Raw genomic sequence first — 21,167 nt, forward strand, 5'->3', positions numbered from 1 at the left:
GGGGCAGGGGCGATTCAAAGGTCGAGCACCAGGAGCGGGGATAGCGCTCGCGAACAACAGGGCGTGAACTGGTCGTTGGCCGCGCGCTCGGCATCGGTCAGGAAGGTGTCGCGGTGATCGGGCGTGCCTTCCAGAACACGCGTCAAGCAAGTTCCACAGACGCCTGCTTCGCACGACGTTGGCACGTCCACGCCATGCGCCGCCAGTACCTCGATCACGGTCTTGCCGGCAGGCACTTGGCAACTCAGGCCATTGCTTGCCAGGCGAAGCTCGAAACTGCCATCGGTGGCCAATGCCGTCGCCTGGCCGGCGAAGTACTCGCGATGCAGCTGCGCTTCCGGCCAACCCTGGCGTTTGGCGGTCTCCAGCACGTGGTCCATGAAGCCGGTCGGGCCGCAGACATACAGCTGGGTGTCCTCGCGGGGATTGGCCAACACGTGCTGCGCATCGAATTTTTGCGCGGGCACGTCGTCGGCGTGGAGGGCGACACAGCGCGAGAACCCTGACGACTCGATCTCGTCGAGAAAGGCCATCCGACTCGCGGAGCGGCCGCAATAGTGCATCTCGAATGGCCTGCCCTGCGTGTGCAAGGTGCGGGCCATGGCCAGGATTGGAGTCACGCCGATGCCTCCTGCCAGCAGGAGACTGCGTGGCGCCTCTGCGAGAGGGAAGTGGTTGCGCGGCGAACTTACGCGCAGGACATCGCCGGCTTGCACTTGGTCATGCATTCCGGCCGATCCGCCGCGTGAAGTCGGCTCGCGCATGACCGCGATGCGATAGCGGTGCCGCTCCGCTGGATCGTTGCTGAGCGAGTATTGGCGTATCAGGCCCGGCGCCACGTGGACATCGATGTGTGCTCCCGCCGAGAAGGCGGGTAGAGCGGCGGCGTCCTGCGGCACGAGTTCGAAACTGCAGATGCCCTCTGCCTCCTCGACGCGCCGGGCGACTCGAACCGTCAGTTCATTCGTCATGGTGTTTCTTCATCTTTGGATCGCAGTGCGCCGGCCGCCTTGGGAAAGCGCGCGCGCACGTAGTTCTGCGTCGAGACCTCGACCGCTGGCAGGTTGGCGTGGAGACGGCGCATCAGCCCGAGCAGTACTTCCACTTCGTCTTCGTCCAGGACCGACAGGAAGGCTCGTTCGCGGTCCAAGGCCATGCCCATGATCTGATCGTGCAAATGGCGCCCCTTGGACGTGAGCACTGCGATGCGGACCCGGCCATCGGAGGTGTCGAGCTCGGTGCGAATCAGGCCCCTTTCCTGCATGCTCTTGAAGCAGCGGCTGACCGAGCCCTTGTCCATGCCAATGACGGTGGACACTTGCTGAGCCGAGATGGCCCGCTCGACCGCCAACAGGACCAGGCAGCGCCAGGTCTCGATGCCAACGTCGAAAGTGCTCAGGTAGTGCTGGGAGGCCCCGCGCGAAAGCTTGTTGGCAATCCAGGTCAGGTACGCCGGAACGTAGCGGTCCAGGTTCACCGTCGGGGGCGCCGCGTTTTCTTGCGGCTGCGGGACCGATGTCAGTCTGCGATGGCTCATGCGATCGTGCTCGTTGGCATTCAATGCACGGCCATGCCGACCCAGCGCTCGAGCGTCTCACGGTCGTTCAGAAGCGAGGCGGCGCCGCCGCTGTGCACGACAGCCCCATGGTCGAGGACGAGCGCACGCTCCGCATAACCGAGCGCTTCATCGACCTGCTGCTCGACGATGACGACGGCGATGCCGATTTCCTGGCTCAGGTCGCGGAAGGCGCGCAGTAGCTCCTGTCGGATCAGCGGCGCGAGGCCCTCCAACGGCTCGTCGAGCAAGAGCAGCGATGGCTGGCCAAGCAGGGCCCGGGCAACCGAGAGCATCTGTTGCTCGCCGCCCGAAAGCTGGGCACCCCCATTGCGCCGACGCTCGGCGAGCCTCGGAAACAGGCCGTAGGCCTCGTCCAGGGCACTGCGCGATCGCCGCTTGAGGCCGGCGAGCAGGTTTTCCTCGACGGTCAGGGAGGGAAAGATGTCTCGCGTCTGCGGCACGTAGCCGAGGCCGAGTTCCGCACGCTGGTGCGGCGCCAGGGCCGAAACATCGTGGCCACGGAACGTCACGCGGCCGCTGCGAAGCGGCACCAGTCCCATGATGGCCCGCAGCGCCGTGGTCTTGCCCACGCCGTTGCGCCCGACCATGGCGAGGCGCTCCTGGGCCGCCATTTCGAACGAGAGGCCGTTCAACACGGTGGTTGGGCCGTATCCAGCCACCACGCCCTCGAGCTTGAGCATCTGTTCTGCCATCTCAATTACCCAAATAGGCGGCCCGCACTCTGGGGTCGCACCGGATTTCGTCGGGAGACCCATCGGCCAGCACCGCGCCTTCGGCCAGCACGACGATGCGATTGGCGAAGCGGAACACCAGGTCCATGTCGTGCTCGATGATCAGTACGGCCAGTTCACTCGGCAGCGTATCCAGCGCGGCCAGCAACCGGTCACCATCGCCCTTGGGCACGCCCGCCATCGGCTCGTCCAGCAACAGGACCGTGGGTCGCAGCGCCAGTGCCAGTGCCATTTCGATCAGGCGCTGCTCGCCATAGGCGAGGTCCTCTGTCGCTGTGGCTGCGTGTGTACGCAGACCGAAGCGGGTCAGGATGCTCTGCGCCTCCGTTTGCAGGGTCGGATACGCATCGACGCTGCGCCACATCCCGCCGGTCAACCCCTCGCGTTCGAACAGTGCGAGCTCGATTTGCCGCTGCACCGCGAAATGCGGCGCCAGGGTCGTGATCTGGAAGGTGCGGGCCAGGCCGGCGCGCACACGCTTGGCTTGGCTCAGCCGTGTGACGTTCTCGCCGCGAAGGCGGATCTCGCCAGCGTCGCTGGTCAGGACGCCGCTGATCTGGTTGACCAGCGTGGTCTTGCCCGCACCATTGGGACCGATCAGCGCCATCCGGTCGCCGGCGCGCAGCGCGAACGACACGCCACGCGTCACATGAAGTCCGCCGAAGCGCTTGTCGAGGGACTTGAGTTCCAGCAACGCGCTCATCGCACACCTCCGGCACGGCGGCGCAGCCAGGCCCAGGCCTCGGCCGGCGACACGAGGACGACCAGCATCAGCAAGGCGCCTACCACGAACAGCCAGTGGTAGGGATTGATGGAGGCTGCCGTGTGGTGCAGCACCGTGAACACGGTTGCGCCGACCAGCGCACCGCTGAGCCGCCCGGCACCGCCCAGGATGAGCATGACCAGGGCCTCGGCGGACAGCGCGAACGACAGGCTGTCCATGCCGACAACGGCATTGGTCTGGGCCGACAGCGCGCCGGCCGCGCCGGCGATGGCGCCGGCCACGGTGTACAGCACCCACAGCCGAGCGAACACGGGCGTGCCCAGGGCCGCCATCCGAGCGCGGTTTTCGTGGATGCCGCGCACGGCCAGACCGAAGGGCGAATCCACGATTCGGCGTGTGACGTAGAAAAGCACGACCAGCACGGTCAATGCATAGACTGAAGCGACGCGGCCTTCGAGATCGAAATCGAATCGGCCTAGGAGCGGCCCCATGACGAAGCCGGACAAGCCGTCGTCGCCGCCCGTCCACCGGCGCGCCTTCTGCGCCAGGCTCAGCAGGATCTGCGAGACCGCGACGGTCAGCATCAGGAAGGTGAATCCCTGGTAGCGCAGCAGGAACGCGCCCGACAGCAGTGCCAAACCTGCGCCAGCTGCGATGCCGACGGCCAGTCCGACCAGAGGATCGGGGTGGACCTTCAGCGCGAAGATGCCCGCGGCATAGGCGCCCATGCCGAACAATGCGGCATGGCCGAGCGTGGCCAATCCGGCGACCCCCACCACCAGGTCCAGCGAGAGGACGAGGAGCGCTGCAATAAATATTCTCGTCAGCAGACCCAGTTGGTCCGGCATCAAGACGCAAGCCGCCATGCCAGTCACGAGCAGCACCGCGGGTGCTCGCCAAGCGGGGGCGCAGCGCGGTGCTGCGGCTTGCGCCGGTGGCGCAGCGAGCGTCGGTGTCGTGGTTATGGTGTTCATCGTTTCAGCAGGCCGTTGGGACGCCAGGCCAGCAGAACGGCCATGGCAACAAAGAAGAACAGGCTTCCCCAATCTGAGGCGAGGTACTTGCTAGCGGTCTCGATGACCCCAAGCAGCACGGCGGCGGCCAGTGACCCGGCGATGCTGCCCATGCCGCCGACGGCGACGACGACCAGGACCAGCACGAGGTACTTGAGTGCGTAAAAGGGCTCTAGCGGCATCAGCTCGGCGCCCAGAATGCCGCCGAGACCGGCCAGCGCCGCGCCTGCGGCGAAGCTCGCGCATTGCACCGTGCGGATCGGAATTCCCAGTGCAGAGGCGGTGCCGCTGTGGTCGACCGCCGCGCGCAGCCAGATACCGAAGCGGGTGCGCGTGACCGTCCATGCGGCCAGCATCGCAACGCCGCAGCCGGCAGCGATCACTACCAGGCGTTGGGCGGGGAGGGTGCGAAAACCCAGGTCCACCGAGCCGGCGAGTAAAGGCGGCAATGGGATCATCTGCACCTGCGGGCCCACCAGTGCGTTGGTGGTGGCGATCAGTACGAAGCTCAGTCCGATCGTGAACAGCACCTGGTCGAGCTCTGTGCGGCGGTACAGGTGACGCAGGACCAGTGCTTCGAGCGCGGCGCCGAGCGCAGCGGTTGCCAGGATGGCGGCTGGCACTGCCAGCCAGAAGCTCCACTGGGCTTCGCGGGTCAGGAGGGCCGCGCCGTAGCCCCCGACCATGGCGAACGCGCCATGGCTCAGGTTCACGAAGCGCATCAGGCCCAGCGTCACCGACAGTCCGACAGCGATGACGAACAGCACCATGCCGTAGGCCAGCCCGTCGATCAGGATGTTGAGGAAAGTGTTCACGGGACGGAACTCAGGGAATGCGATGCGGACAGACGTTCACTTCTCCAGGCCGAAGTCGGCCTGGGGCCCGAAGCTCTGCAGCTCCTTGTTGACCAGCTGATCGCCCACCTTCTCGACCTTTCGCAGGTAGACGTTCTGCACGATGTGACGCGTCTTGGGGTCGATGTTCACGGGCCCGCGCGGGCTTTCCCACTTGAGCGTGCGTGCGGCGGCGAGTGCTTTGGGGCCGTCCTTCTTGCCGCCCGTCGCCTCGATCATCTGGTGGATGACATACATGCCGTCCCAAGCGCCTACCGACGCGTAGTTGGCAACGGCGCGCGGGTCCTGCTTCTTGAGTGCGGCGATGAACTTCTTGTTCTCGGGCGAGTCGTGCGCGCCCGAATAGTGGAAGGCCGTGGTCAGGCCGAGTGCTGCGTCACCGAACTTCTGAAGGTCGAATTCGTCGGTCTCGGCCGAGCCGAGGAACTGCACCCCGGCTTTTGCCAGACCGTTCTCGTTGTAGGCCTTGACGAAGCCCAGGTTGGGCGGGCCGCCGGGAAGGAAGGTGTACACCGCTTGAGCGCCGCTGGCTTTGATTCGCTGCACGAAAGGGCCGAAGTCGGTAGTTGCGATCGGCATGCGGATACTCTCGACCACAGTGCCGCCCTGCTTGGTGAACTCGCTCTTGAAGGCCGTCTCGGCGTCGATGCCCGGACCATAGTCGGTGACCGCCGTGACGACTTTCTTCATGTTCTGCTTGACCGCCCATTGCGCCGCCGGCACGGTGACCTGCCACAGCGTGTAGCTCGTGCGGACGAAGTAGTCGGACTTCTCGGTGATGGCTGAAGTCGCGGCATTGAAGACGACCGTCGGCGTCTGGGACTGCTGGATCAGAGGTGCGACGGCCATGGCATTCGGCGTGAACACGAAGCCGCCCAGGTAGTCCACCTTGTCCTTGACCAGCAGCTCCTGAACCAGGGTCTTGGTCAGGGCCGGATTGGGGCCGCCGGTGTCGCGGTAGATGAACTCGATGTCCTTGCCCGCGAGCTTGCCGCCCTGGCTGGCGACATATCCTTCCGCCGCAGCCTTGAACAGGGTGCCGTAGTGGGCGAATGGCCCCGAAAAGGGTCCGATGATGCCGACCTTCACGCCTTGCGCCATGGCCTGTGGCAAGGCGAGCGTCAGGCTGGCTGAGGCGAGGAGCGCAAATGCGATTGCGCGACGGTTGGTGTTCATCGTGAGTCTCCAGTAGTGGTTCGTGCCCCGGTGCGCCAGCGGGACCGCTCGGGCTTGAGCCGATTGTGATTGGTATGCCAACTAGTTGCAATCCCAACGAAATGGGTGTTTACCCGGGGATGGGCAGATCGGAAGGGTGCCTGTCAAAACGGTGTCGCGGCGCGAGTTGGCCGACGGAGAGGGGCGGGGCCGGACTCGCTGCGAGTCTGCGATGCAGGTCGGTTGCCCTGCGAGTCGATGGCGACCGGATAGGCACTACGAAAGCGCCCTCTTCATCGCGTCGGCCCGTCAGCAGCATGCAAGGGGACTTGCTAAATCAGGCTGTTGCGAATGGCACTGATCGACGATGCCCTGGCGTGCCGCTGTCGACTGTGCGAACGCCTCAAAAAGACTGTCTGCTGTCCTTCGAATTTGGCTGGCGAATGACGGCGGTCGCCGAAACCCGACCTTGGCCCTTTTCTGTGACGAACGGCCGGTCTACTTTGGAACTTGACCTCGCCGACTTCGTTTAGGAAGTTCGAGTTCGGCGCCAGCGTCGGATCGCGGTGGACGACCAGGGCGACATCGCGCGTGGACGGCTGCTTCCGCATGTCGCGAACTGGCGTTCCGGGCGCAACCCTGCCTTTCAGGACCTCGAGTGGAACCGCAGAAAGCAGGCATTCGCCAACAGCCGCCGCCATGGCCAAGAAGCGGTAGATGCGTTGGTCTGATAAAGGCGCGCAGGGTCCGCCGCCCGTCCGGAGGGCTGGCGGGACGTGCTGCGAGTGGGTCGAGTCACCCCACCAGCGCAAGTACGCGCAGCGGACTCCCGGAGCCGCCCTCGATTTTCAGCGGCGCAGCAAAGATCACGGATCCCGTCGGCGGCAACTGGTCCAGATTCGTCAGGCATTGCAGTCCATACCTGTTCGACCCGTGCATCAGCGTGTGGCACGGATAGGCCACCGGCCATGCGTGGGACTGACCTGCATCGGTGTTGATCGTCTCGACACCGAATCCTCGTACCTCGCGCTCCTCGATCAGCCACTGCACCGTCTCCTGCGTGGGGCCGGGCGTGTGCGCACCGTCCTCCTGCATGTTGACGAACGCTGCCGGATCGGCGATGCGCTTAGACCAGTCGGTGCGGAACAGCACCCAGGCGCCCGCCGGAATGCGTCCATGCAGGCCTTCCCAGTCCTCGAGGAAGTCCACGGTCAACAGCCAATCAGGGTCGATCGCGACCTGCGCGCTCGCATCCACCACGACCGCCGGGCCAATGAAGCGCGACGGATCGATCGTGTCGACGGTGTTGTTCAGTTGGTCCTTGCCGGTTACCCAGTGCACCGGCGCGTCGAAGTGAGTGCCGGTGTGCTCGCCGCAGGAGAAGTTGTTCCAGTACCAGCCCGGGCCGGCGTCGTCGTACTGCGAAATCTTCTCCATCTTGAACGACCACACCTGGCCGAACTGGGGTGGCAGTTGCAATGCGGGAAATGATGGCGACAGGGTTTGGGTCAGGTCGATGATGCGCACCGAGTCGGCGGCCAGGGCACGTTGGAGTGGCGTCAAGGAGTTCGTGTTCATGGGTGGTATCCAGGGCTGATGTGATGCGAGCGATGCATGGTGCGGACGACGAGCTAGCAGCGGCAATCGGCCAGTTGGTGATAGCCGCCTCGCCAGTAAACCAGTGGGGCTGCCTCGGCCTCGCCGCGGTGAATGGCCATCACACGTCCGACCAAGATCCAGTGCGAGTGCTTTTCGATCATGTCCTCGATATGGCAGTCGAGCGAGATCGCGCTGTCGAGCATGACGGGCGCGCCGCCCGCGGTCAGCTGGATCCAGCGCTCGGCGGCGTAGCGCCGGCCGCCCGTCACGCCGTTCACTCCGGCGAAGCGGTCCGCGACCCGCTGCTGGGCGTGCGTGAGCATGCTCACGCCGAAGCGATCGGTTCTCGACAGCAGGGATGCCGATGAACTCTTCCGGTTGACGCAGGCGATCACGGCGGGCGGATCGGCCGAGAGAGAGGTCACAGAGGTGGCGGTGAAGCCGGAGCGCTCACGCCCGACTTGTACCGTGACGATGCTGACGCCCCCCGCGAGCTCGCGCATCGCCGATTTGAAGGCCGGCGGCTCGGCCGCCATGGCCAGCGAATGCGCCGCCCGCGGCATGGATGTGGCTTCCACGGTGTTCATGCTGCCAACCGCACGGAGTCCGGAGCCACCGCCACGGGTGCGCGCAGGCCGCGGGACTCGAGGATGGGCAGGACGTGGTCGCGGAAGTAAGGAAACTCCTCGACGTAGTCGACGAAGGAAAGGGTCGTCCCCTTGAAGCCTGCCGCGGCAAGCGCGCAAATGCCGTCCGCCACCTGCTCGGGCGTGCCGGTCAACGGATAGCCGCCATGGCCGGCCGCCATTCGATCGCGAATCAGGGCCAACAAATCATGGGGAAAGGACTTGGCATTGGCGAACTGCAGGGCAATCAGGTTGTCAACCGCCGCCCAGTCGGCGTGGTCGTTGCCGAAGTGCTTGAGGTAGTCCTTCGCCTCGCGCTCGGTGGGCCGGCACACGACATGCGAGAAGGTCAGTATGTCGACCTTGCGTCCTTGTACGACGGCCTTGGCCTTCAGCTCGGCGATCTCTTGGCTCGAACGATCGAGATCGATTGCAGGCGTGAACAGGAAGTCCGCGTTGTTCAAGGCGAACTCGCGCCCTTCGGCTGAACCCGCAGCGTTCAGGATGGGCGGCCGGCCGCTGCGCGGCGCAGGAAGGCCATATGCCTTGCTGAGCTTGAAATACGCGCCCTGCCAGTCGAACGGACGCGGGTGCGTCCAGAGCTTCTGGACGATGTCGAACCACTCCTGGGCGTATCCGTAGCGGGTCTTGTGATCGTCAGCCAGCGTCAGGCCGAGAGCTTCGTACTCGGGCCGATTCCATCCGGCAACGATGTTGAGACCGGCGCGTCCCGCCCCCACCTGATCGAGCGTGGCGATCTGCTTGGCCACGACCATCGGATGGTTCGCAGCGGTATGAACCGTCGCGAACACAGTCAGGCGCCGGGTATGGGCCAGCAGCGCGGCCGCCCAGGTGACGGTCTCCAGCACGTTGCCATGAAAGTCGGTCTCTCCGCCGTACCCGATCCATCGGGCGATGGGCAGCATGAAGTCGATGCCGGCCTCGTCGAGCAGCACCGCCAGGCGCAGGTTGTTGTCCCAGGAGTTGTCCCATCGTTCCTCGACCTTGGTGACGGACATGCCGCCCGAGCAATTGGAGGCGAACGTGCCCAGCAGAAAGTCGGATGTATTCAACAAGCGATTCATGGATGTTCCTTCGGTTGACGAGGGCTTGGAGGCCGAGAGTGAGAAATGGCTTCACGCGCCGCATGCGCGAAACCGCAGGGTGGACTCTTGCTCTTTCGGAACAAGCGGTCCCGAATGGGTGCTGCGGGTGTCAGTGCAGCGCTGTCACCGCCGGCAGCGAGAACGCGCGCCCGGTAACGAGAACGGCGCGCGCGAACAGGTAGTCGATGCGGGGGCGTTCGCCCAGTGAATCCAGGTCCACGCAACCCTTTTCGTCGCATGGGAAGGCAAGCGCGCGGCCTCCGTCAGCAAGCGGGGCGAATCGCAACTCGAAGGCTTGGCGCGTGGTGCAAGGCTGATGACTGGCGTTCACGGTGCGTCTCCTGGCGTTCATTGCATGATCCGGGTCCGATCTCGTGGCCATCATGCGACTTTTAAATAGACTTTTAAATAGATTATCTATTTGATTGAAGTATAGGAAGGCGCCGTCGATCCGAAATGGGGGTTTTCCCGGGTCGCGGTTTCAGGGCCAAGACTGGCCGTGATCGGTCTTCGTGCCTTGGCCGAAGGAACGCTCCCGGGGGGTGTGGTGGGAACTTGCGCCTGCGAATCGGCGGATCGGGCTCGCGGGCGATCAGCCGCGCCGGTGGAAAGTGGCGGCTTCTCGCGTTACCGATTCGTACAGCCTTTCCAGGAGCTCCAGATGAGCTCCGGCGCTGTGCGAATGCTGCCTGAAGGCGGGGTAGTGCTTGGCACCTTCCAGCAGCAACTTCTTGCGCAGCTTGGCGTAGTCGTCGCACACCTTCGCGCCTTCCGCCGTCGCTTCGTAGTAGACGCCGGCCCGCCCCGAGCCCTGCTTTTCGATGAAGCCCAGCTTGAGCAGCTTGCGCAACCCGTACTGCACATTGGGCACGTCTTGGCGGTTCGTCAGATGCAACAGATCCTTGATGGTCTTCGCTTGATCGTGCATGCGAATGACGTGAAGCAGCGCGTTTTCCTGGCCGGTCAAGGCCGCGCCCGTGACGGCCGCCAGGCACTCGGCCTGCCATCGCACGAACGACTCGTAGGTGCGCATCACGGCGTACTCGAGATCGGTCAGCGCGATACCGAGATCGTCCTCAGCCAGGTGCCAGTGATGCGGGGCGGTGGCGCGCTCTGATTTTTCGGACTTCATCGATTCGTTCGTGGGCGCAAGTGATTGTCGAAGGCGAGTTCTGCCGCATCGATGGCGACGAATCATAGGGGAGTATCCCGGCAGGTTCGCAAGATTCGCTCGCTTGATCACGATCTTTCGAACAGCCGAAGGCTGTAGCGATTCATTCAGTATCCGGCCACTCTTGAGGACTCGTCGGAAGATCGGACCGGCTCGCAGGCCGCTGAGTTGCAACCATGTCCTAAGTGCCTCGGCCGCTCGCCCGACGACGGGCTTCTGGACGGTGTCGTCGCTGCGACCCTCCTGATTGGTCTTTGAATGCGCCAGGACGTAGACGTAGCCGCGATCCTTGTGATCTTGCAGATTTTCCACTGTGGCCGTCGCTACCTCGGAGCGCCGCCGACCTCCGCTTGCTGCCCAGGCGAAGAGGAGCAGGGCACGATCTCTTACTCCTCGCGGTGACGCATCGCACGTGGCCAACATTGCCTCCAGAGGATCTCGGGTCAAGGCCGCTTGCTGACGCGGGTGGACCTGCCGCCGTGCATAGCCTACCCGCACCGTTCGGAGCAGCTCTCGTACGCCGGCATGCGCGCAAGGGTTGTCAACGTGTCGGACCTGATGTGCCTTGGAAAGAACTGAAACGCGGTGCGAAAGGGTGCTCAGAGCCATGGGCCCCGGCCTTGCCTTGAAGTGCGTATCCACAAGAAGTTGGTCAATCGCATCTGGCAAGTCGTGCACGAGCCGGGCAGGGCGGTCAGGTGTCGCTCGGTTGACGTCGGTGCTGTCGAGTCGCTCCGCGTGGTCAACAATGAACTGAAGCACAACCGGTACGGGCACTGGGAGCTCGAGAGCGACCCCGTACCGTGCCGCGAACCAAGCACCCCAGTAGCGCATCGCGGTGTCGTACGAGGTGCGGGTGTTGGGGGACTGCCCTTGGCGTAGCAGGGCGCGCAAGGAAGATGCAGCCAAGCTCGACAGTGCCTCCGGCGCCAGACTTGGGATGTCCAGGGGACGGAGCGCGGCCAGATCTGCAGCTTCCAACGCTGAGGTTGTGGCTGATCCCGCCGCTCGATCGCTGCTTACCTCGGTGGCCGCCGCCTCCGGACGAAGCGAGGAGGCGACCAAGGCATGGCTGGGCGCCGATGAGCCCAGCGGGGAAGGATCGACGCGCCGACGAGAAGCCATGACAACGCTCCTGGATCAATCCGAGATCATGGCGCGCATCGAGCTGCGCTTCAAGGCTCGTGACCAGGGGAGGGCGGCTGCGACCAGGCGAGGGGAGGGCGATAAAGCGTCGTTATCGAACCCGACTCACAGCTCGGGCTCAGCGCTGGGTCACGTTGCCGTGTCGCAGAGCGACTTGGGCGCCAAATCTGGATCTGGACTTCCGGATCAGACTGTCTGCTGTCCTTCGAATTCGGCTGCCGAATGACAGCGGTCGCCGAGACTAGACCTTGGCACTTTTCTTGACGAGCGGCCGGTCTACTTTGGAACTTGACCGTCGCCGATGTCGCCAGCTCACATCGCGGGCGGCAACTGACGACCAGGACGAAGTCGCGCGTGAGCGACTGCTTCCGAATGTCGCGAACTGGCGTTCTGGGCCCAGAGCTGAGATTCGCAATCTTCGAGAGCGGTCACTCAGGCTCGAAACCGCGGCAGGTTTTTGAGGTCGCTTGTGGAGTCGCCGGCGGCGAACCGCGGCCGAACGTGAAGCATGAACCTTTGCGGCACACTCGCGCCATGCCCAATGCCGCATCTCCTCTTGAAGACAACGTCCGGCGGTTGGACGAGCCGCTACTGCGCTCGCTGTATGCGCTGCTGACCGAGGTCAGCGCGTCGCGCGCTGCGGGCAAGCTGGGAATCGCGCAGTCGGCGCTGAGCCGTCATTTGGGCGTGCTGCGTCGCCTAACCGGTGACGAACTGCTGGTGCGGGTGGGTAACCGCATGGTGCTGACCGAGCGGGCGCAGTCGCTGGTAACGCCGACACGGCGCATCTTGGCCGACATGTCGCTGCTCACCGCGCAGGCCGGGCCACTTTCGCTGGCCGACCTGCGACTGTCGTTCCGCATCGCGGCCTACGACTTCCTACCTAGGCGCTTCTTTGGCGAGTTGGCCGCCCGAATTTCCAGCCAGGCGCCCGAATGCGATCTGGTGATCCAGGGACTTGGCATGCGCTTTGAACACTACCGCCAACTGGCCGATGGTGAGGTGGACCTGGTGATTACCGTCTGGCCCGAGCTGCCGGCGCATTTGCGGGCCAGCGTCCTGCTGAGCGAACCCATCGTCTGCCTGATGCGGCGGGACCACCCGTTGGCGCGCGGGCCCATGATCCTCAAGGACTTCCTGAGCGCCCGGCACTTGGCCTCGCTGGAGCACGTGCCGGGCCAGGGCACCGTCATCGACAACCAGTTGGCCGAGTTGGGTGCCGCTGTCCGCACCGCTGTCCACACCCAGTACCTGGGCCTGGCTCCGGCGATCCTGGCGCGTACCGACTTGATCTTCACGACTGGTCGATCGCTGGCGGAAGACTTTGCGGCGGCCGACCCCCAGCTTGCCATCGTGCCCTTTCCGGCCTCAATCAAGCCGCTTCGCTATCGTCTGGTGTGGCATGAGCGTACCCATGCCAATCAAGCGATGCGCTGGCTGCGTGAAGAGATCGGCGCCTTGGCACGCGCGAGCACCCTCCGCTCCAAGGTCATGACACCGGCGTCATAACCTGCTGCACGGCGCTGTGCTGTGCACCGGGCCTGCGCGCATCTATTGTTCGGGGCATGACGAGTGCCGCCATCGAATTGCCCACCACCGACCGCGCTGCCGTGCCCCGCGCACTTCTGGCGCGGCTGCCCAAGGTCGATCTGCATTGCCACCTGGCCGGCGCGGTGCGGCCGACCACGTTGGCCGAATTGGCGCGGCGCCACGGAGAGACGCTCCCGCGCCCCCTGGAAACGCTCTACACCTACAGCGGGTTCTACGACTTCATCGACGTGCTGCGTCTGGGCGGACGGGTGCTGCGCACGGCAGGTGACTTCGAGCGGGTGGCCTACGAGGCGATCGAGGATGCTGCCCGCAGCGGCGCGCGCCATGTAGAACTCTCCTTCAACCCCCAGTACTACCAGCCGACGGGTGTGCCCTACCGGGTGCAGGTGGAAGGACTGGTGGCGGGCGTGCGCGCCGCCCGCCGCGATTGGGACTGCTCGGCCCTGCTGATCGCCGCGCTGGACCGCGGCCTGCCCATGGCGAGCGCCGAGCAGACCATGGACGACATCGTGCGCCTGCGGCACGAACTGGTGGTGGGCGTGGGCCTGGATGGCCCCGAGCGCGAGGGCAGTCCGGCCCAGATGGCGCAGCTGTTCCAACGCGCCGGTCGGGCCGGCTTGAAGCGCACCGCCCATGTGTGCGAGGACAACCAGACGCTGGAAGAGGCGCCGCCCGCCAACGTCGACGACTGCATCCACCTCATGGGCTGCGACCGGCTGGACCACGGCTACAACCTGCTGGCCAGCGAAGACGGCCTGCGCCACGCGCGCGAACGGGGCGTGTACTTTTGTGTCTGCGGGGTCACCAGCGTCACCCGCAATCGCGAGAAGCGCTTGCGTTCGGTGCGCGCCATGGTGGACGCCGGGCTGCTGGTGACCCTCAATACCGACGACCCAGCCATGTTCCACACCAGCCTCACGGACACCTACGCCCTGGTGCTCGATGGCTGCGAGTGGGGCTGGACCCAGGCCCATGCCTTCAGCCTCGCCGGCGTCGACGCCTCCTGGCTGGACGACGATGCCAAGCGAATGCTGCGTCAGCGTTTCGAGCACGAGATCGCGGCGCTGGAGCGCGAGTTGCCGTCAGCAATCCGAGCCGAAATTCCTTCAACCCTTCCATCTTTTCTCAGGAGCTCCCGATCATGAAAGCCACCGCTTCCGTCCGCCGCACTCTGCTTGGCGCCCTCGCGCTAGCGGCCGTAGCGCCGCTGGCCACGGCGCCGGCCGCCGCCGCCGATGCGCCTTGGCCTATCCAGCCCATCACGCTGCTCGTGCCCTACGCGGCGGGCGGCAACGTGGACGCCATGGCGCGCTGGGTTGCGCCCGAGATGTCAGCCAAGCTGGGCCAGCCGGTGCTGATCGAGAACCTGGCCGGCGCCGGCGGCGTCATCGGCACCGAGAAGGTGGTGCGCGCCAAGCCGGATGGCTACACGCTGTTGCTGTCGGTGGAAAGCACCATCGTCATCGCCAAGATGGTCACGCCCTCCACGGTGCGCTACGACGGCCTGAAGGATCTGGCGCCCGTCACGCTACTTGGCTCACAGCCCCTCGTGCTGGCCGCCAAGCCCGGTCTGGCCAGCCGCAGCGCCGCCGAACTCTACAAGGACATGAAGGGCAACCCGGGGAAGTACAGCTACGCAACCTCCGGCGTCGGCACCTCGCTGCACCTGGGCGGCGAGATGCTCAAGCAGGAGGGTGGGGTGGACATGGTGCATGTGCCCTATCGTGCGGCCCCGCAGATCGTGACTGACCTCGCCGGCAATCAACTCGACCTGGCGGTGCTGCCCATCTCGATGGTGATGCAGCAGGCCAAGGCGGGCAAGGTCCAGGTGCTGGGCGTGCTTGACGACAAGCCTTCGCCGGCGCTCCCTTCAGCACCCGTGCTGGGCGCCAGCGTGCCGACCTGGAAGGGCGCCCGCGTATCGGTGTGGCAAGGCGTTTTTGCACCCAAGGGGACGCCGCCCGAGATCATTGCCAAGGTCAACGCCGCCTTGCAAGAAGCACTGAAATTGCCGACCGTGCGCAAGAATTTCGAGGATGGCGGCGTCACTGCGGTGGGTTTGGGCCCGGCCCAGTTCGCCGATTTCATCACGGGCGAGCAGACCAAGTTCTCGGCCATCGTGACGAAGGGCCAGATCAAGGCCGAGTAGGTCCACGAGTGCCGTAAGCGTTTGCGGCGAAGAGGTTTCTGCCGCATGGCTGAATGTCCGCTTCTCTGATCGGGCCAGTTTGTATGTGCGCTTCAATGCGAGCACACCTATCGCGAACAGAGTTTGTTGTGAGCGTGCCGCGAGCGTCGGCTTTCAGGCGAATTGAGCCTGGCAAGTGAACGTCGAATAGTGGCCGTGACTGCCTGTTCGCCAAACTCGCCGATAGCCGCCCTTGGCCAACAGCGTGACCACGCCGAAGGTCAGCTACCAAGCGCGGCCGCGAACTGGTGCTCGCGGCCAGGACCAGTCCTTCGTGAACAGCCGCTGCTGGGCAGGCCACTCCCAGGGGCGCCCGGTCATTCGATCGTCTCGGTGGCGCGAAGCAGGCTACTCTTCGGCACCGTGATGCCGATCGCGCGCAGGGTCTTGAGGTTCAGGATCAGATCGAACTTGGTTGGCTCCTCCATCGGTAGGTCGGCTGGCTTTGCGCCGCGCAAGGTTTCGTTGGTGCTACGCAGCCGGTCGAGCGCGTCGAGGGCCGCTCCCGAGTTCCTTGACCCCCTCGGGGGGCGGAAACGTCGAAGACTTTTCCCGGGGGCGCTCAGGAGTCAGCGTCATGACGTGACAGGGTGGCAAGCAGCAGATCGATACCGGTGATCGGCGGCAGGCACTTCGACTCGCGGCAGACCCAGGCCTGGGGATGGACACTCGCCGGCTTGACCAGCACGTCGGGCAGGCCGCGGGTATCGGCAGGCAGTCGCAGCACCAACACGCCAGGCAGGTAGCGGCCGGCCAGCGCCGCGCGCCATGGCGCGAGCGTAGGCGACGGTCCGGTGAGCATGACCAGCGTCGGCGGCGAGAGAGTTTCGGCCATCGCGGTCACGAGCGTCGGGCAGCCGTGTGGCGTGCGCCGAACCTCGCCGGCAAACAGCGCCATCGCGCGCTGCGCGGCCCGCACATAGCGCGGCTCGCCGATCAGGTGGCCCAGGCGCTGCAAATGCAGAGCGGCTGTGCCGTTGCCCGACGCTGTGGCGCCGTCGTGACCCGGCTTCGGTCGCAGCACCAGCGCTTCATGGTCATGGCTGGTGAAGAAGAAGCCGCCATCATGCGGGTCTTCGAACTGCTCGAGCAACAGATCGGCCAATGCACAGGCAAATTGCAGATCGGCGATGCGCAGCACGTCACTTTGCATGAGTTCGAGCATCGCACCGAGCATGAAGGCATGGTCATCGAGATAAGCATTGAGGTGCGAGCGGCCGTCCTTGCTTGTGGCCAACAGGCGCCCTTTGCGCCACAGCGCTGCGCGAACAAAGTCCGCGGCGCGACGCGCTGACGCGGCCCAGCGTGGCTCGGCGAATACCCGTGCCGCGAAGGCCATGCCATCGATGGCCAATGCGTTCCAGCTGGTCAGCACCTTGTCGTCGCAGCCAGGCCGCTCGCGCGCCTCGCGCAGCGCGAACAATCGTGCGCGGGCGTCGGCGATCAGCGCCGCACACTCGGCTTCATCACGCCCCAGCCGAGCGGCCACCTCGGCCAGCGGCCGGGCCACGTGCAGGTGCCATGCACGGCCTTCGAAGTTGGGTGGCGCGTCAAGTCCGTAGCGCGCGGCAAACGCGGCGAACTCGGCCGCGCCGAGTTGCTGCGCTACGTCGTCACGTTGCCAAATATAGAAGCGCCCCTCTTCGCCTTCGGAGTCGGCATCGATGCTGGAGAAATAGCCGCCTTCGCTGCCTTGCATCTCGCGCATCAGCCAGGCGGCCGTGTCATCGCACACCTGGCGCCACAGCGGATCGCGCGTGAGCTGCCAGGCTGCCGCGCACAGGCGCAGCAGCGGCCCGTTGTCATACAGCATCTTCTCGAAGTGCGGAATCATCCATCGAGCGTCGGTGCTGTAGCGGCAGAATCCCCCGCCCAGGTGGTCGTAAATCCCGCCTTCGGCCATGCGCCGCAAGGTCAACAGGACGGCGTCGTGCGTTGCTTCGTCGGGCGCGGCCACGGCGTGCCTCAGCAGCGCGTCGAGGACGGCTGCCTGCGGGAATTTTGGCGCACCACCGAAGCCGCCGTCGACCTCGTCGAAGGCAAGCATCAAGGCGTCGCGCAGGCCAGTTGCGGCCCGCGCCGCAGCTTTCTGCAGCGTGTCGGCGCGAACGTCCGCACCGACCTGGACGCCATCGTCCGCGCGGCGCACGGCCAGCGCGTCGGCCAGGGCGCAAACAAGCTCCTCGCCTTGCGCCATGACCTGCACGCGCTGCGCGGCCCACACCTCAGCGACGCGCGCCAACACGTCGTCGAACCCTGGCCTGTTGTAGCGTGAGCGCTTGGGGAAGTAGGTGCCACCGAAGAATGGCTTGCCCTCGGGCGTGAGGAACATGGTCAGCGGCCAGCCGCCCGATCGGCGGGTGATCAGTTGATGCGCTGCCTGGTAGATCTGGTCGATGTCCGGCCGCTCCTCGCGATCTACCTTGATGTTGACGAAGTGCCGGTTCATCAGCGCGGCGGTGTCGGCATCCTCGAAGCACTCATGGGCCATCACATGGCACCAGTGGCAGGCCGAGTACCCCACTGACAGCAGGATCGGCCGCCCCGAGCTGCGGGCCAAAGACATGGCTTCGTCACCCCAGGAGTGCCAGTCCACCGGGTTGTCGGCGTGCTGCAGCAGATAGGGGCTTGTCTCGTGAGCGAGGCTATTGGCCATGGGGCTGCTGGCGTCTCGTTGACTGCGTGATGACTGCCATTCGGCGATTCAGTCGGGCTCAGTGTCCTTGAGCAACGAGAATAGCACTGCGAAGATCTCCTTTGTCGATACCGAACCGCTGGCGTCCTTCTCGAGCAGGATGAGTTGCTGTCCGTCGGGCAGACCGGCGGGTATCACCATCTTGCCCCCGGACTTCAACTGGTAGATGAGCGACGGCGGGATGAGCTCGGGAGCCGCTGTGACGATCACTTTGTCGAACGGTGCGTGTTCGGGCCACCCGCCGCAGCCATTGCCGATCTTGACTTCAACGTTGGCATGGCCTTGTCGAGCCAACCGGTGCCGAGCCTGCACAGCCAGCTGTTCAATGAGCTCCATGCTGTAGACACGCTGTGCCAGCTGGGCCAGGATCGCCGATTGGTAGCCCAGAGACGAATATCTCCGCTACAAAGCGACCGTACGGCGCTGGGTGTGAGCCCGTTTGGCGGCGTCCGGGTTAAGTCGCGCATGTGCGCGGTGTTCAGGGTGCCTCTGAATAGATGCGGGTTACGCATCCATCAGAATGCCACCCGATTCAGGTCCGAGGCACACACGCCGATCTGAGGCCTTGGATGACCGCAATGCAGCCACTCCGTGACCTCGATTCACATGTTGGCGACTTATGAAGAAACCCGCCACAAGGGCGGGTTTCAGGGCGATGCGGGAGGAAGGGGCGAACCCCTTGGAGCATAGCTCCCGTGGCGGGATGAGCCACTGAGTCCACCGTTGCATCACCGTGGTTTGATCGGCCCCTGCATAAGAAGTTCCGCGCCATTTCGCAGTCGGTGTGGCCCATGGTTCAGGCCGTGGCGCACTTGTCGGAAATGCTAGGTCACGCACTCGGAGCCCGTCCGCAATGTGGCGGACTGAAGTGGTCGTCAACATCCAAGGCATCGAAAGGCCATGCCCTCGGTGGTGCACTCGTCGTCGCGGGGAAGGCGTACAGTCACTCATCAGCTTGTCGTGTCGGTGCGCGTCTTGGCTACTGATGGCGACCTTACCCGCCTATCGGGTATGTCACCAACCCTTTCACCGGAGGGGGTCCATGGTCGAAAGATCTCAAATCGACGAAGTGCGCTTCGCGCAAGCCGTATAGCTCGTTGCCGCAGCCGTATCCGCCAATTTGATCTGGTCGAGCCAGCGTCAGGGGTGCAGCCCCGGCCGTCGGCACATAGGGTCCACCTCGCCCCCGTCGTCAGGGACGAGCAATACCATGGCAGCATGACTTGATGTACGTGCAAACGAGGCAGGGTCAGAACCGTCTTGTGCGCTATGAACATGCAAGGTGACCTGCGCTGCCTACACTGCTGCTTGTCGCGAACGCTGCAGGAGCGCACTCCGCGTTGATCCTGAAGCCAGATTTGCGCAGGCCGGCGTCGCTAGCGAAGTCGAAGTCATCCGTCGCCGCGGCGGGAATCCGCGGGACCTGCTCGACCAGGTTGGCGAGTGGCGCAGAGACACAGATGAGTGCGGATTGCGCTTCACCAGCAACGCAGCGCCGAACGGCGGCACGCCTGCGGACGGGCCCTCGAGAGGTGGTTTCCGAGAGTGCCTTTTGGGCCTTGAAGCCGGTAAAATAATAGCTTGCTGGCAAACCGCAAGTGCTGGAGAACCCCTCCAGCGCTCCGTTGAACTTGGATGGAGGTTTCGCCATGTATCGATCTTTGTTCCCGCGCGACATGCTCGCCGAGATGGATCGCCTGCAGCGCGATATGCAGCAGGCCTTTGATCTGTCTCCAACCATCCGTGGCTTTGGCCGCAGCGGCTTTCCCGCCCTCAACGTCGGTGGGACGCCGCAAACCATCGAGATCTACGCATTCGCACCCGGCGTCGATCCCGAAATGCTGGAGGTCCATCTCGAGGGCGGCCTGTTGACGATCGCAGGGGAGCGAAAGGCTGTCCTGCCTGAGGCCGACAGCAAGACGGCGGTTCACATTAATGAGCGCTTCACGGGTTCCTTCCGGCGAGCGATCACGCTGCCTGACGACGCCCACCCCGACGCCGTCAACGCCAAGCTGACCGATGGCGTGCTGCGAATCACGGTCCAGCGACGGGCATCCGCGCAACCGCGCCGCATTGCCATTCAGTGAACAAGAAGGACGATCGTGAATAACATTCAGCCTTCCACGCAGGCTAGCGCGCCCACCAGCAGGGCAGAACGCTCGAAGCCGTTACAGCGATGCCGCCCTCACGCCGCCGTCGACGTGTTTGAGGATGCCGCGTTCCTCGTTGCTGTGGACTAGAGCAGGCCGGTCTGCGGCGCGTGCTGCAGCGGCTCAGGCGTGGCCACCAGCAGCTCGGCGGTGTACTGCTGCATGAACGCCATCGATTCGTCGGCGGGCGCCGCCAGCCACGAGTCGTACATCGCCTCCGGCAGGATCACGACCATGCGCTTGTCCTTGCCGGCGCGGTGAAAGTTCTTCATCAGCGCGTGCGTGGTCGCGTCGATCGTGAGCATCGTGAAGCTGAAAACGACCTCACCGGTGCCGGCGTCGACCCACCGGTCCCACAAGCCCGCCAGGCCCATCGGATCGCCGTCAACGCGCTCGATGCGGGTCTCGATCGCCTTCCCCGTTCGCCAGTCGGGCTCGTAGATACAGTCGGCCGGGATCACGCAGTGCTGGCGCCGCCAGGGGATTGCGTAGGAGAGCTCCTCCGCCGCTGTTTCCGACCTGGCCTTCAATGTGTCGCGCTTGATATCGCGCTTGCGCGATCGCGCAGGCAGCAGCCCGAACTCCCCAATGAGGCACTCCCGCTCAAGGCCTCCGGCGTTGTCGGGGCCTGCCGGGTTGATGATGAACGGAGCGTGGTTGTGCTTGTAGATGTGGCCGCCGTTCGGTGGCACCCAGTCCGGCGGCAGGGTGACGTCGAACTTCCTCTGGAGACGTTCGCGCGCCTTAATCGTCTGGTAGTGGTTCCACATCCCCAGATGCTATCGGCTTCAGCCACTCTACGACAGCCCGGACTGGCGCCATGGCTCGCAGGCGATCGTCGCGCCACAGGTCGGCAGCTACCTCGTCGAGCAAACCACC

20 protein-coding genes and 1 pseudogene are annotated in these 21,167 nt (G+C 64.8%); 5 read left to right on the forward strand and 16 right to left on the reverse strand.

The features are described from left to right. Positions 1-14 precede the first annotated feature (14 nt). From AC1DYD_RS22620 to AC1DYD_RS22650, 7 genes are read right to left on the reverse strand one after another with little or no spacing between them, the layout of a single operon-like run. Positions 15-971 (reverse strand): PDR/VanB family oxidoreductase, encoded by a 957-nt coding sequence (locus AC1DYD_RS22620; protein WP_478174995.1) that lies wholly within the window; start codon positions 969-971, stop codon positions 15-17. After that, positions 968-1,561: a MarR family winged helix-turn-helix transcriptional regulator gene (locus AC1DYD_RS22625; RefSeq protein ID WP_478174996.1), complete on the reverse strand. Its 594-nt coding sequence runs from the start codon at positions 1,559-1,561 to the stop codon at positions 968-970. The genes AC1DYD_RS22620 and AC1DYD_RS22625 overlap by 4 nt, the downstream gene beginning before the upstream one ends. Next, positions 1,558-2,271, reverse strand: coding sequence for an ABC transporter ATP-binding protein (locus AC1DYD_RS22630; protein WP_478174997.1), 714 nt, complete (start codon positions 2,269-2,271; stop codon positions 1,558-1,560). The genes AC1DYD_RS22625 and AC1DYD_RS22630 overlap by 4 nt, the downstream gene beginning before the upstream one ends. Before the next feature lies 1 nt (position 2,272). Next, complete coding sequence (locus tag AC1DYD_RS22635) at positions 2,273-3,013, reverse strand: ABC transporter ATP-binding protein (RefSeq protein WP_478174998.1); 741 nt, start codon at positions 3,011-3,013, stop codon at positions 2,273-2,275. Further along, on the reverse strand, positions 3,010-4,008 hold the full coding sequence (locus tag AC1DYD_RS22640) for a branched-chain amino acid ABC transporter permease (RefSeq protein WP_478174999.1): 999 nt from the start codon (positions 4,006-4,008) through the stop codon (positions 3,010-3,012). The genes AC1DYD_RS22635 and AC1DYD_RS22640 overlap by 4 nt, the downstream gene beginning before the upstream one ends. After that, positions 4,005-4,862 carry a branched-chain amino acid ABC transporter permease gene (locus AC1DYD_RS22645; RefSeq protein ID WP_478175000.1) on the reverse strand — a complete coding sequence of 286 codons (858 nt, stop codon included), beginning with the start codon at positions 4,860-4,862 and terminating at the stop codon, positions 4,005-4,007. The genes AC1DYD_RS22640 and AC1DYD_RS22645 overlap by 4 nt, the downstream gene beginning before the upstream one ends. A gap of 36 nt (positions 4,863-4,898) precedes the next feature. Further along, a complete protein-coding gene (locus AC1DYD_RS22650; RefSeq protein ID WP_478175001.1) occupies positions 4,899-6,077 on the reverse strand; it encodes an ABC transporter substrate-binding protein in 1,179 nt (392 codons plus the stop codon). Between the two features lie 545 nt (positions 6,078-6,622). Here AC1DYD_RS22650 and AC1DYD_RS22655 point away from each other — a divergent pair. After that, positions 6,623-6,787: a hypothetical protein gene (locus tag AC1DYD_RS22655; RefSeq protein ID WP_478175002.1), complete on the forward strand. Its 165-nt coding sequence runs from the start codon at positions 6,623-6,625 to the stop codon at positions 6,785-6,787. A 64-nt stretch (positions 6,788-6,851) separates the two neighbouring features. Here AC1DYD_RS22655 and AC1DYD_RS22660 read toward each other — a convergent pair whose 3' ends face one another. The 6 genes and pseudogenes from AC1DYD_RS22660 to AC1DYD_RS22685 all read right to left on the reverse strand — a co-directional run. Beyond that, entirely contained in the window at positions 6,852-7,634 is a 783-nt protein-coding gene (locus AC1DYD_RS22660) for a cyclase family protein (protein WP_478175003.1), read from the reverse strand. A 53-nt stretch (positions 7,635-7,687) separates the two neighbouring features. Further along, the gene (locus AC1DYD_RS22665; protein ID WP_478175004.1) at positions 7,688-8,242 is read right to left on the reverse strand and encodes a flavin reductase family protein; all 555 of its coding nucleotides are present in this window, start codon (positions 8,240-8,242) and stop codon (positions 7,688-7,690) included. After that, complete coding sequence (locus AC1DYD_RS22670; RefSeq protein ID WP_478175005.1) at positions 8,239-9,366, reverse strand: LLM class flavin-dependent oxidoreductase; 1,128 nt, start codon at positions 9,364-9,366, stop codon at positions 8,239-8,241. The genes AC1DYD_RS22665 and AC1DYD_RS22670 overlap by 4 nt, the downstream gene beginning before the upstream one ends. Before the next feature lie 130 nt (positions 9,367-9,496). Further along, complete coding sequence (locus AC1DYD_RS22675) at positions 9,497-9,718, reverse strand: hypothetical protein (protein WP_478175006.1); 222 nt, start codon at positions 9,716-9,718, stop codon at positions 9,497-9,499. Positions 9,719-9,979: 261 nt separating this feature from the next. Next, positions 9,980-10,519, reverse strand: a complete 540-nt coding sequence (locus AC1DYD_RS22680; protein ID WP_478175040.1) for a winged helix DNA-binding protein — start codon at positions 10,517-10,519, stop codon at positions 9,980-9,982. A gap of 90 nt (positions 10,520-10,609) precedes the next feature. Beyond that, positions 10,610-11,683: pseudogene (locus AC1DYD_RS22685) on the reverse strand (tyrosine-type recombinase/integrase); the annotation flags it as partial. Between the two features lie 555 nt (positions 11,684-12,238). Here AC1DYD_RS22685 and AC1DYD_RS22690 point away from each other — a divergent pair. The 3 genes from AC1DYD_RS22690 to AC1DYD_RS22700 are packed head-to-tail and all read left to right on the forward strand — an operon-like array spanning position 12,239 to position 15,404. After that, positions 12,239-13,213 carry a LysR family transcriptional regulator gene (locus tag AC1DYD_RS22690; RefSeq protein ID WP_478175007.1) on the forward strand — a complete coding sequence of 325 codons (975 nt, stop codon included), beginning with the start codon at positions 12,239-12,241 and terminating at the stop codon, positions 13,211-13,213. Between the two features lie 56 nt (positions 13,214-13,269). Further along, on the forward strand, positions 13,270-14,400 hold the full coding sequence (add, locus tag AC1DYD_RS22695) for an adenosine deaminase (RefSeq protein ID WP_478175008.1): 1,131 nt from the start codon (positions 13,270-13,272) through the stop codon (positions 14,398-14,400). Beyond that, positions 14,397-15,404, forward strand: coding sequence for a tripartite tricarboxylate transporter substrate-binding protein (locus AC1DYD_RS22700; RefSeq protein ID WP_478175009.1), 1,008 nt, complete (start codon positions 14,397-14,399; stop codon positions 15,402-15,404). Before add ends, AC1DYD_RS22700 begins: the two co-directional genes overlap by 4 nt. Positions 15,405-16,005: 601 nt before the next feature. Here the strand turns inward: AC1DYD_RS22700 and AC1DYD_RS22705 are convergent. Together AC1DYD_RS22705 and AC1DYD_RS22710 are read right to left on the reverse strand one after the other, a co-directional pair. Further along, the gene (locus tag AC1DYD_RS22705) at positions 16,006-18,099 is read right to left on the reverse strand and encodes a thioredoxin domain-containing protein (protein ID WP_478175010.1); all 2,094 of its coding nucleotides are present in this window, start codon (positions 18,097-18,099) and stop codon (positions 16,006-16,008) included. A 48-nt stretch (positions 18,100-18,147) separates the two neighbouring features. After that, the gene (locus tag AC1DYD_RS22710; RefSeq protein ID WP_478175041.1) at positions 18,148-18,525 is read right to left on the reverse strand and encodes a protein-L-isoaspartate O-methyltransferase family protein; all 378 of its coding nucleotides are present in this window, start codon (positions 18,523-18,525) and stop codon (positions 18,148-18,150) included. 1,262 nt (positions 18,526-19,787) lie between these two features. Between AC1DYD_RS22710 and AC1DYD_RS22715 the strand changes: the two genes are divergently transcribed. After that, positions 19,788-20,225 (forward strand): Hsp20/alpha crystallin family protein, encoded by a 438-nt coding sequence (locus AC1DYD_RS22715; RefSeq protein WP_478175042.1) that lies wholly within the window; start codon positions 19,788-19,790, stop codon positions 20,223-20,225. Between the two features lie 149 nt (positions 20,226-20,374). On the opposite strand, the gene AC1DYD_RS22720 is transcribed toward AC1DYD_RS22715, so the two are convergent. Next, complete coding sequence (locus AC1DYD_RS22720; RefSeq protein ID WP_478175011.1) at positions 20,375-21,058, reverse strand: SOS response-associated peptidase; 684 nt, start codon at positions 21,056-21,058, stop codon at positions 20,375-20,377. Between the last annotated feature and the right edge of the window lie 109 nt (positions 21,059-21,167).

It is taken from the genome of Variovorax sp. P4_B11 (genome assembly GCF_056402355.1).

Coding starts and splice junctions, on each gene's coding strand:
- AC1DYD_RS22620 (WP_478174995.1), bottom strand. CDS start 971: ATGACGAATGAACTGACGGTTCGAGTCGCCCGGCGCGTCGAGGAGGCA.
- AC1DYD_RS22630 (WP_478174997.1), bottom strand. CDS start 2,271: ATGGCAGAACAGATGCTCAAGCTCGAGGGCGTGGTGGCTGGATACGGC.
- AC1DYD_RS22635 (WP_478174998.1), bottom strand. CDS start 3,013: ATGAGCGCGTTGCTGGAACTCAAGTCCCTCGACAAGCGCTTCGGCGGA.
- AC1DYD_RS22640 (WP_478174999.1), bottom strand. CDS start 4,008: ATGAACACCATAACCACGACACCGACGCTCGCTGCGCCACCGGCGCAA.
- AC1DYD_RS22650 (WP_478175001.1), bottom strand. CDS start 6,077: ATGAACACCAACCGTCGCGCAATCGCATTTGCGCTCCTCGCCTCAGCC.
- AC1DYD_RS22660 (WP_478175003.1), bottom strand. CDS start 7,634: ATGAACACGAACTCCTTGACGCCACTCCAACGTGCCCTGGCCGCCGAC.
- AC1DYD_RS22665 (WP_478175004.1), bottom strand. CDS start 8,242: ATGAACACCGTGGAAGCCACATCCATGCCGCGGGCGGCGCATTCGCTG.
- AC1DYD_RS22670 (WP_478175005.1), bottom strand. CDS start 9,366: ATGAATCGCTTGTTGAATACATCCGACTTTCTGCTGGGCACGTTCGCC.
- AC1DYD_RS22680 (WP_478175040.1), bottom strand. CDS start 10,519: ATGAAGTCCGAAAAATCAGAGCGCGCCACCGCCCCGCATCACTGGCAC.
- AC1DYD_RS22690 (WP_478175007.1), top strand. CDS start 12,239: ATGCCCAATGCCGCATCTCCTCTTGAAGACAACGTCCGGCGGTTGGAC.
- add (WP_478175008.1), top strand. CDS start 13,270: ATGACGAGTGCCGCCATCGAATTGCCCACCACCGACCGCGCTGCCGTG.
- AC1DYD_RS22700 (WP_478175009.1), top strand. CDS start 14,397: ATGAAAGCCACCGCTTCCGTCCGCCGCACTCTGCTTGGCGCCCTCGCG.
- AC1DYD_RS22705 (WP_478175010.1), bottom strand. CDS start 18,099: ATGGCCAATAGCCTCGCTCACGAGACAAGCCCCTATCTGCTGCAGCAC.
- AC1DYD_RS22715 (WP_478175042.1), top strand. CDS start 19,788: ATGTATCGATCTTTGTTCCCGCGCGACATGCTCGCCGAGATGGATCGC.
- AC1DYD_RS22720 (WP_478175011.1), bottom strand. CDS start 21,058: ATGTGGAACCACTACCAGACGATTAAGGCGCGCGAACGTCTCCAGAGG.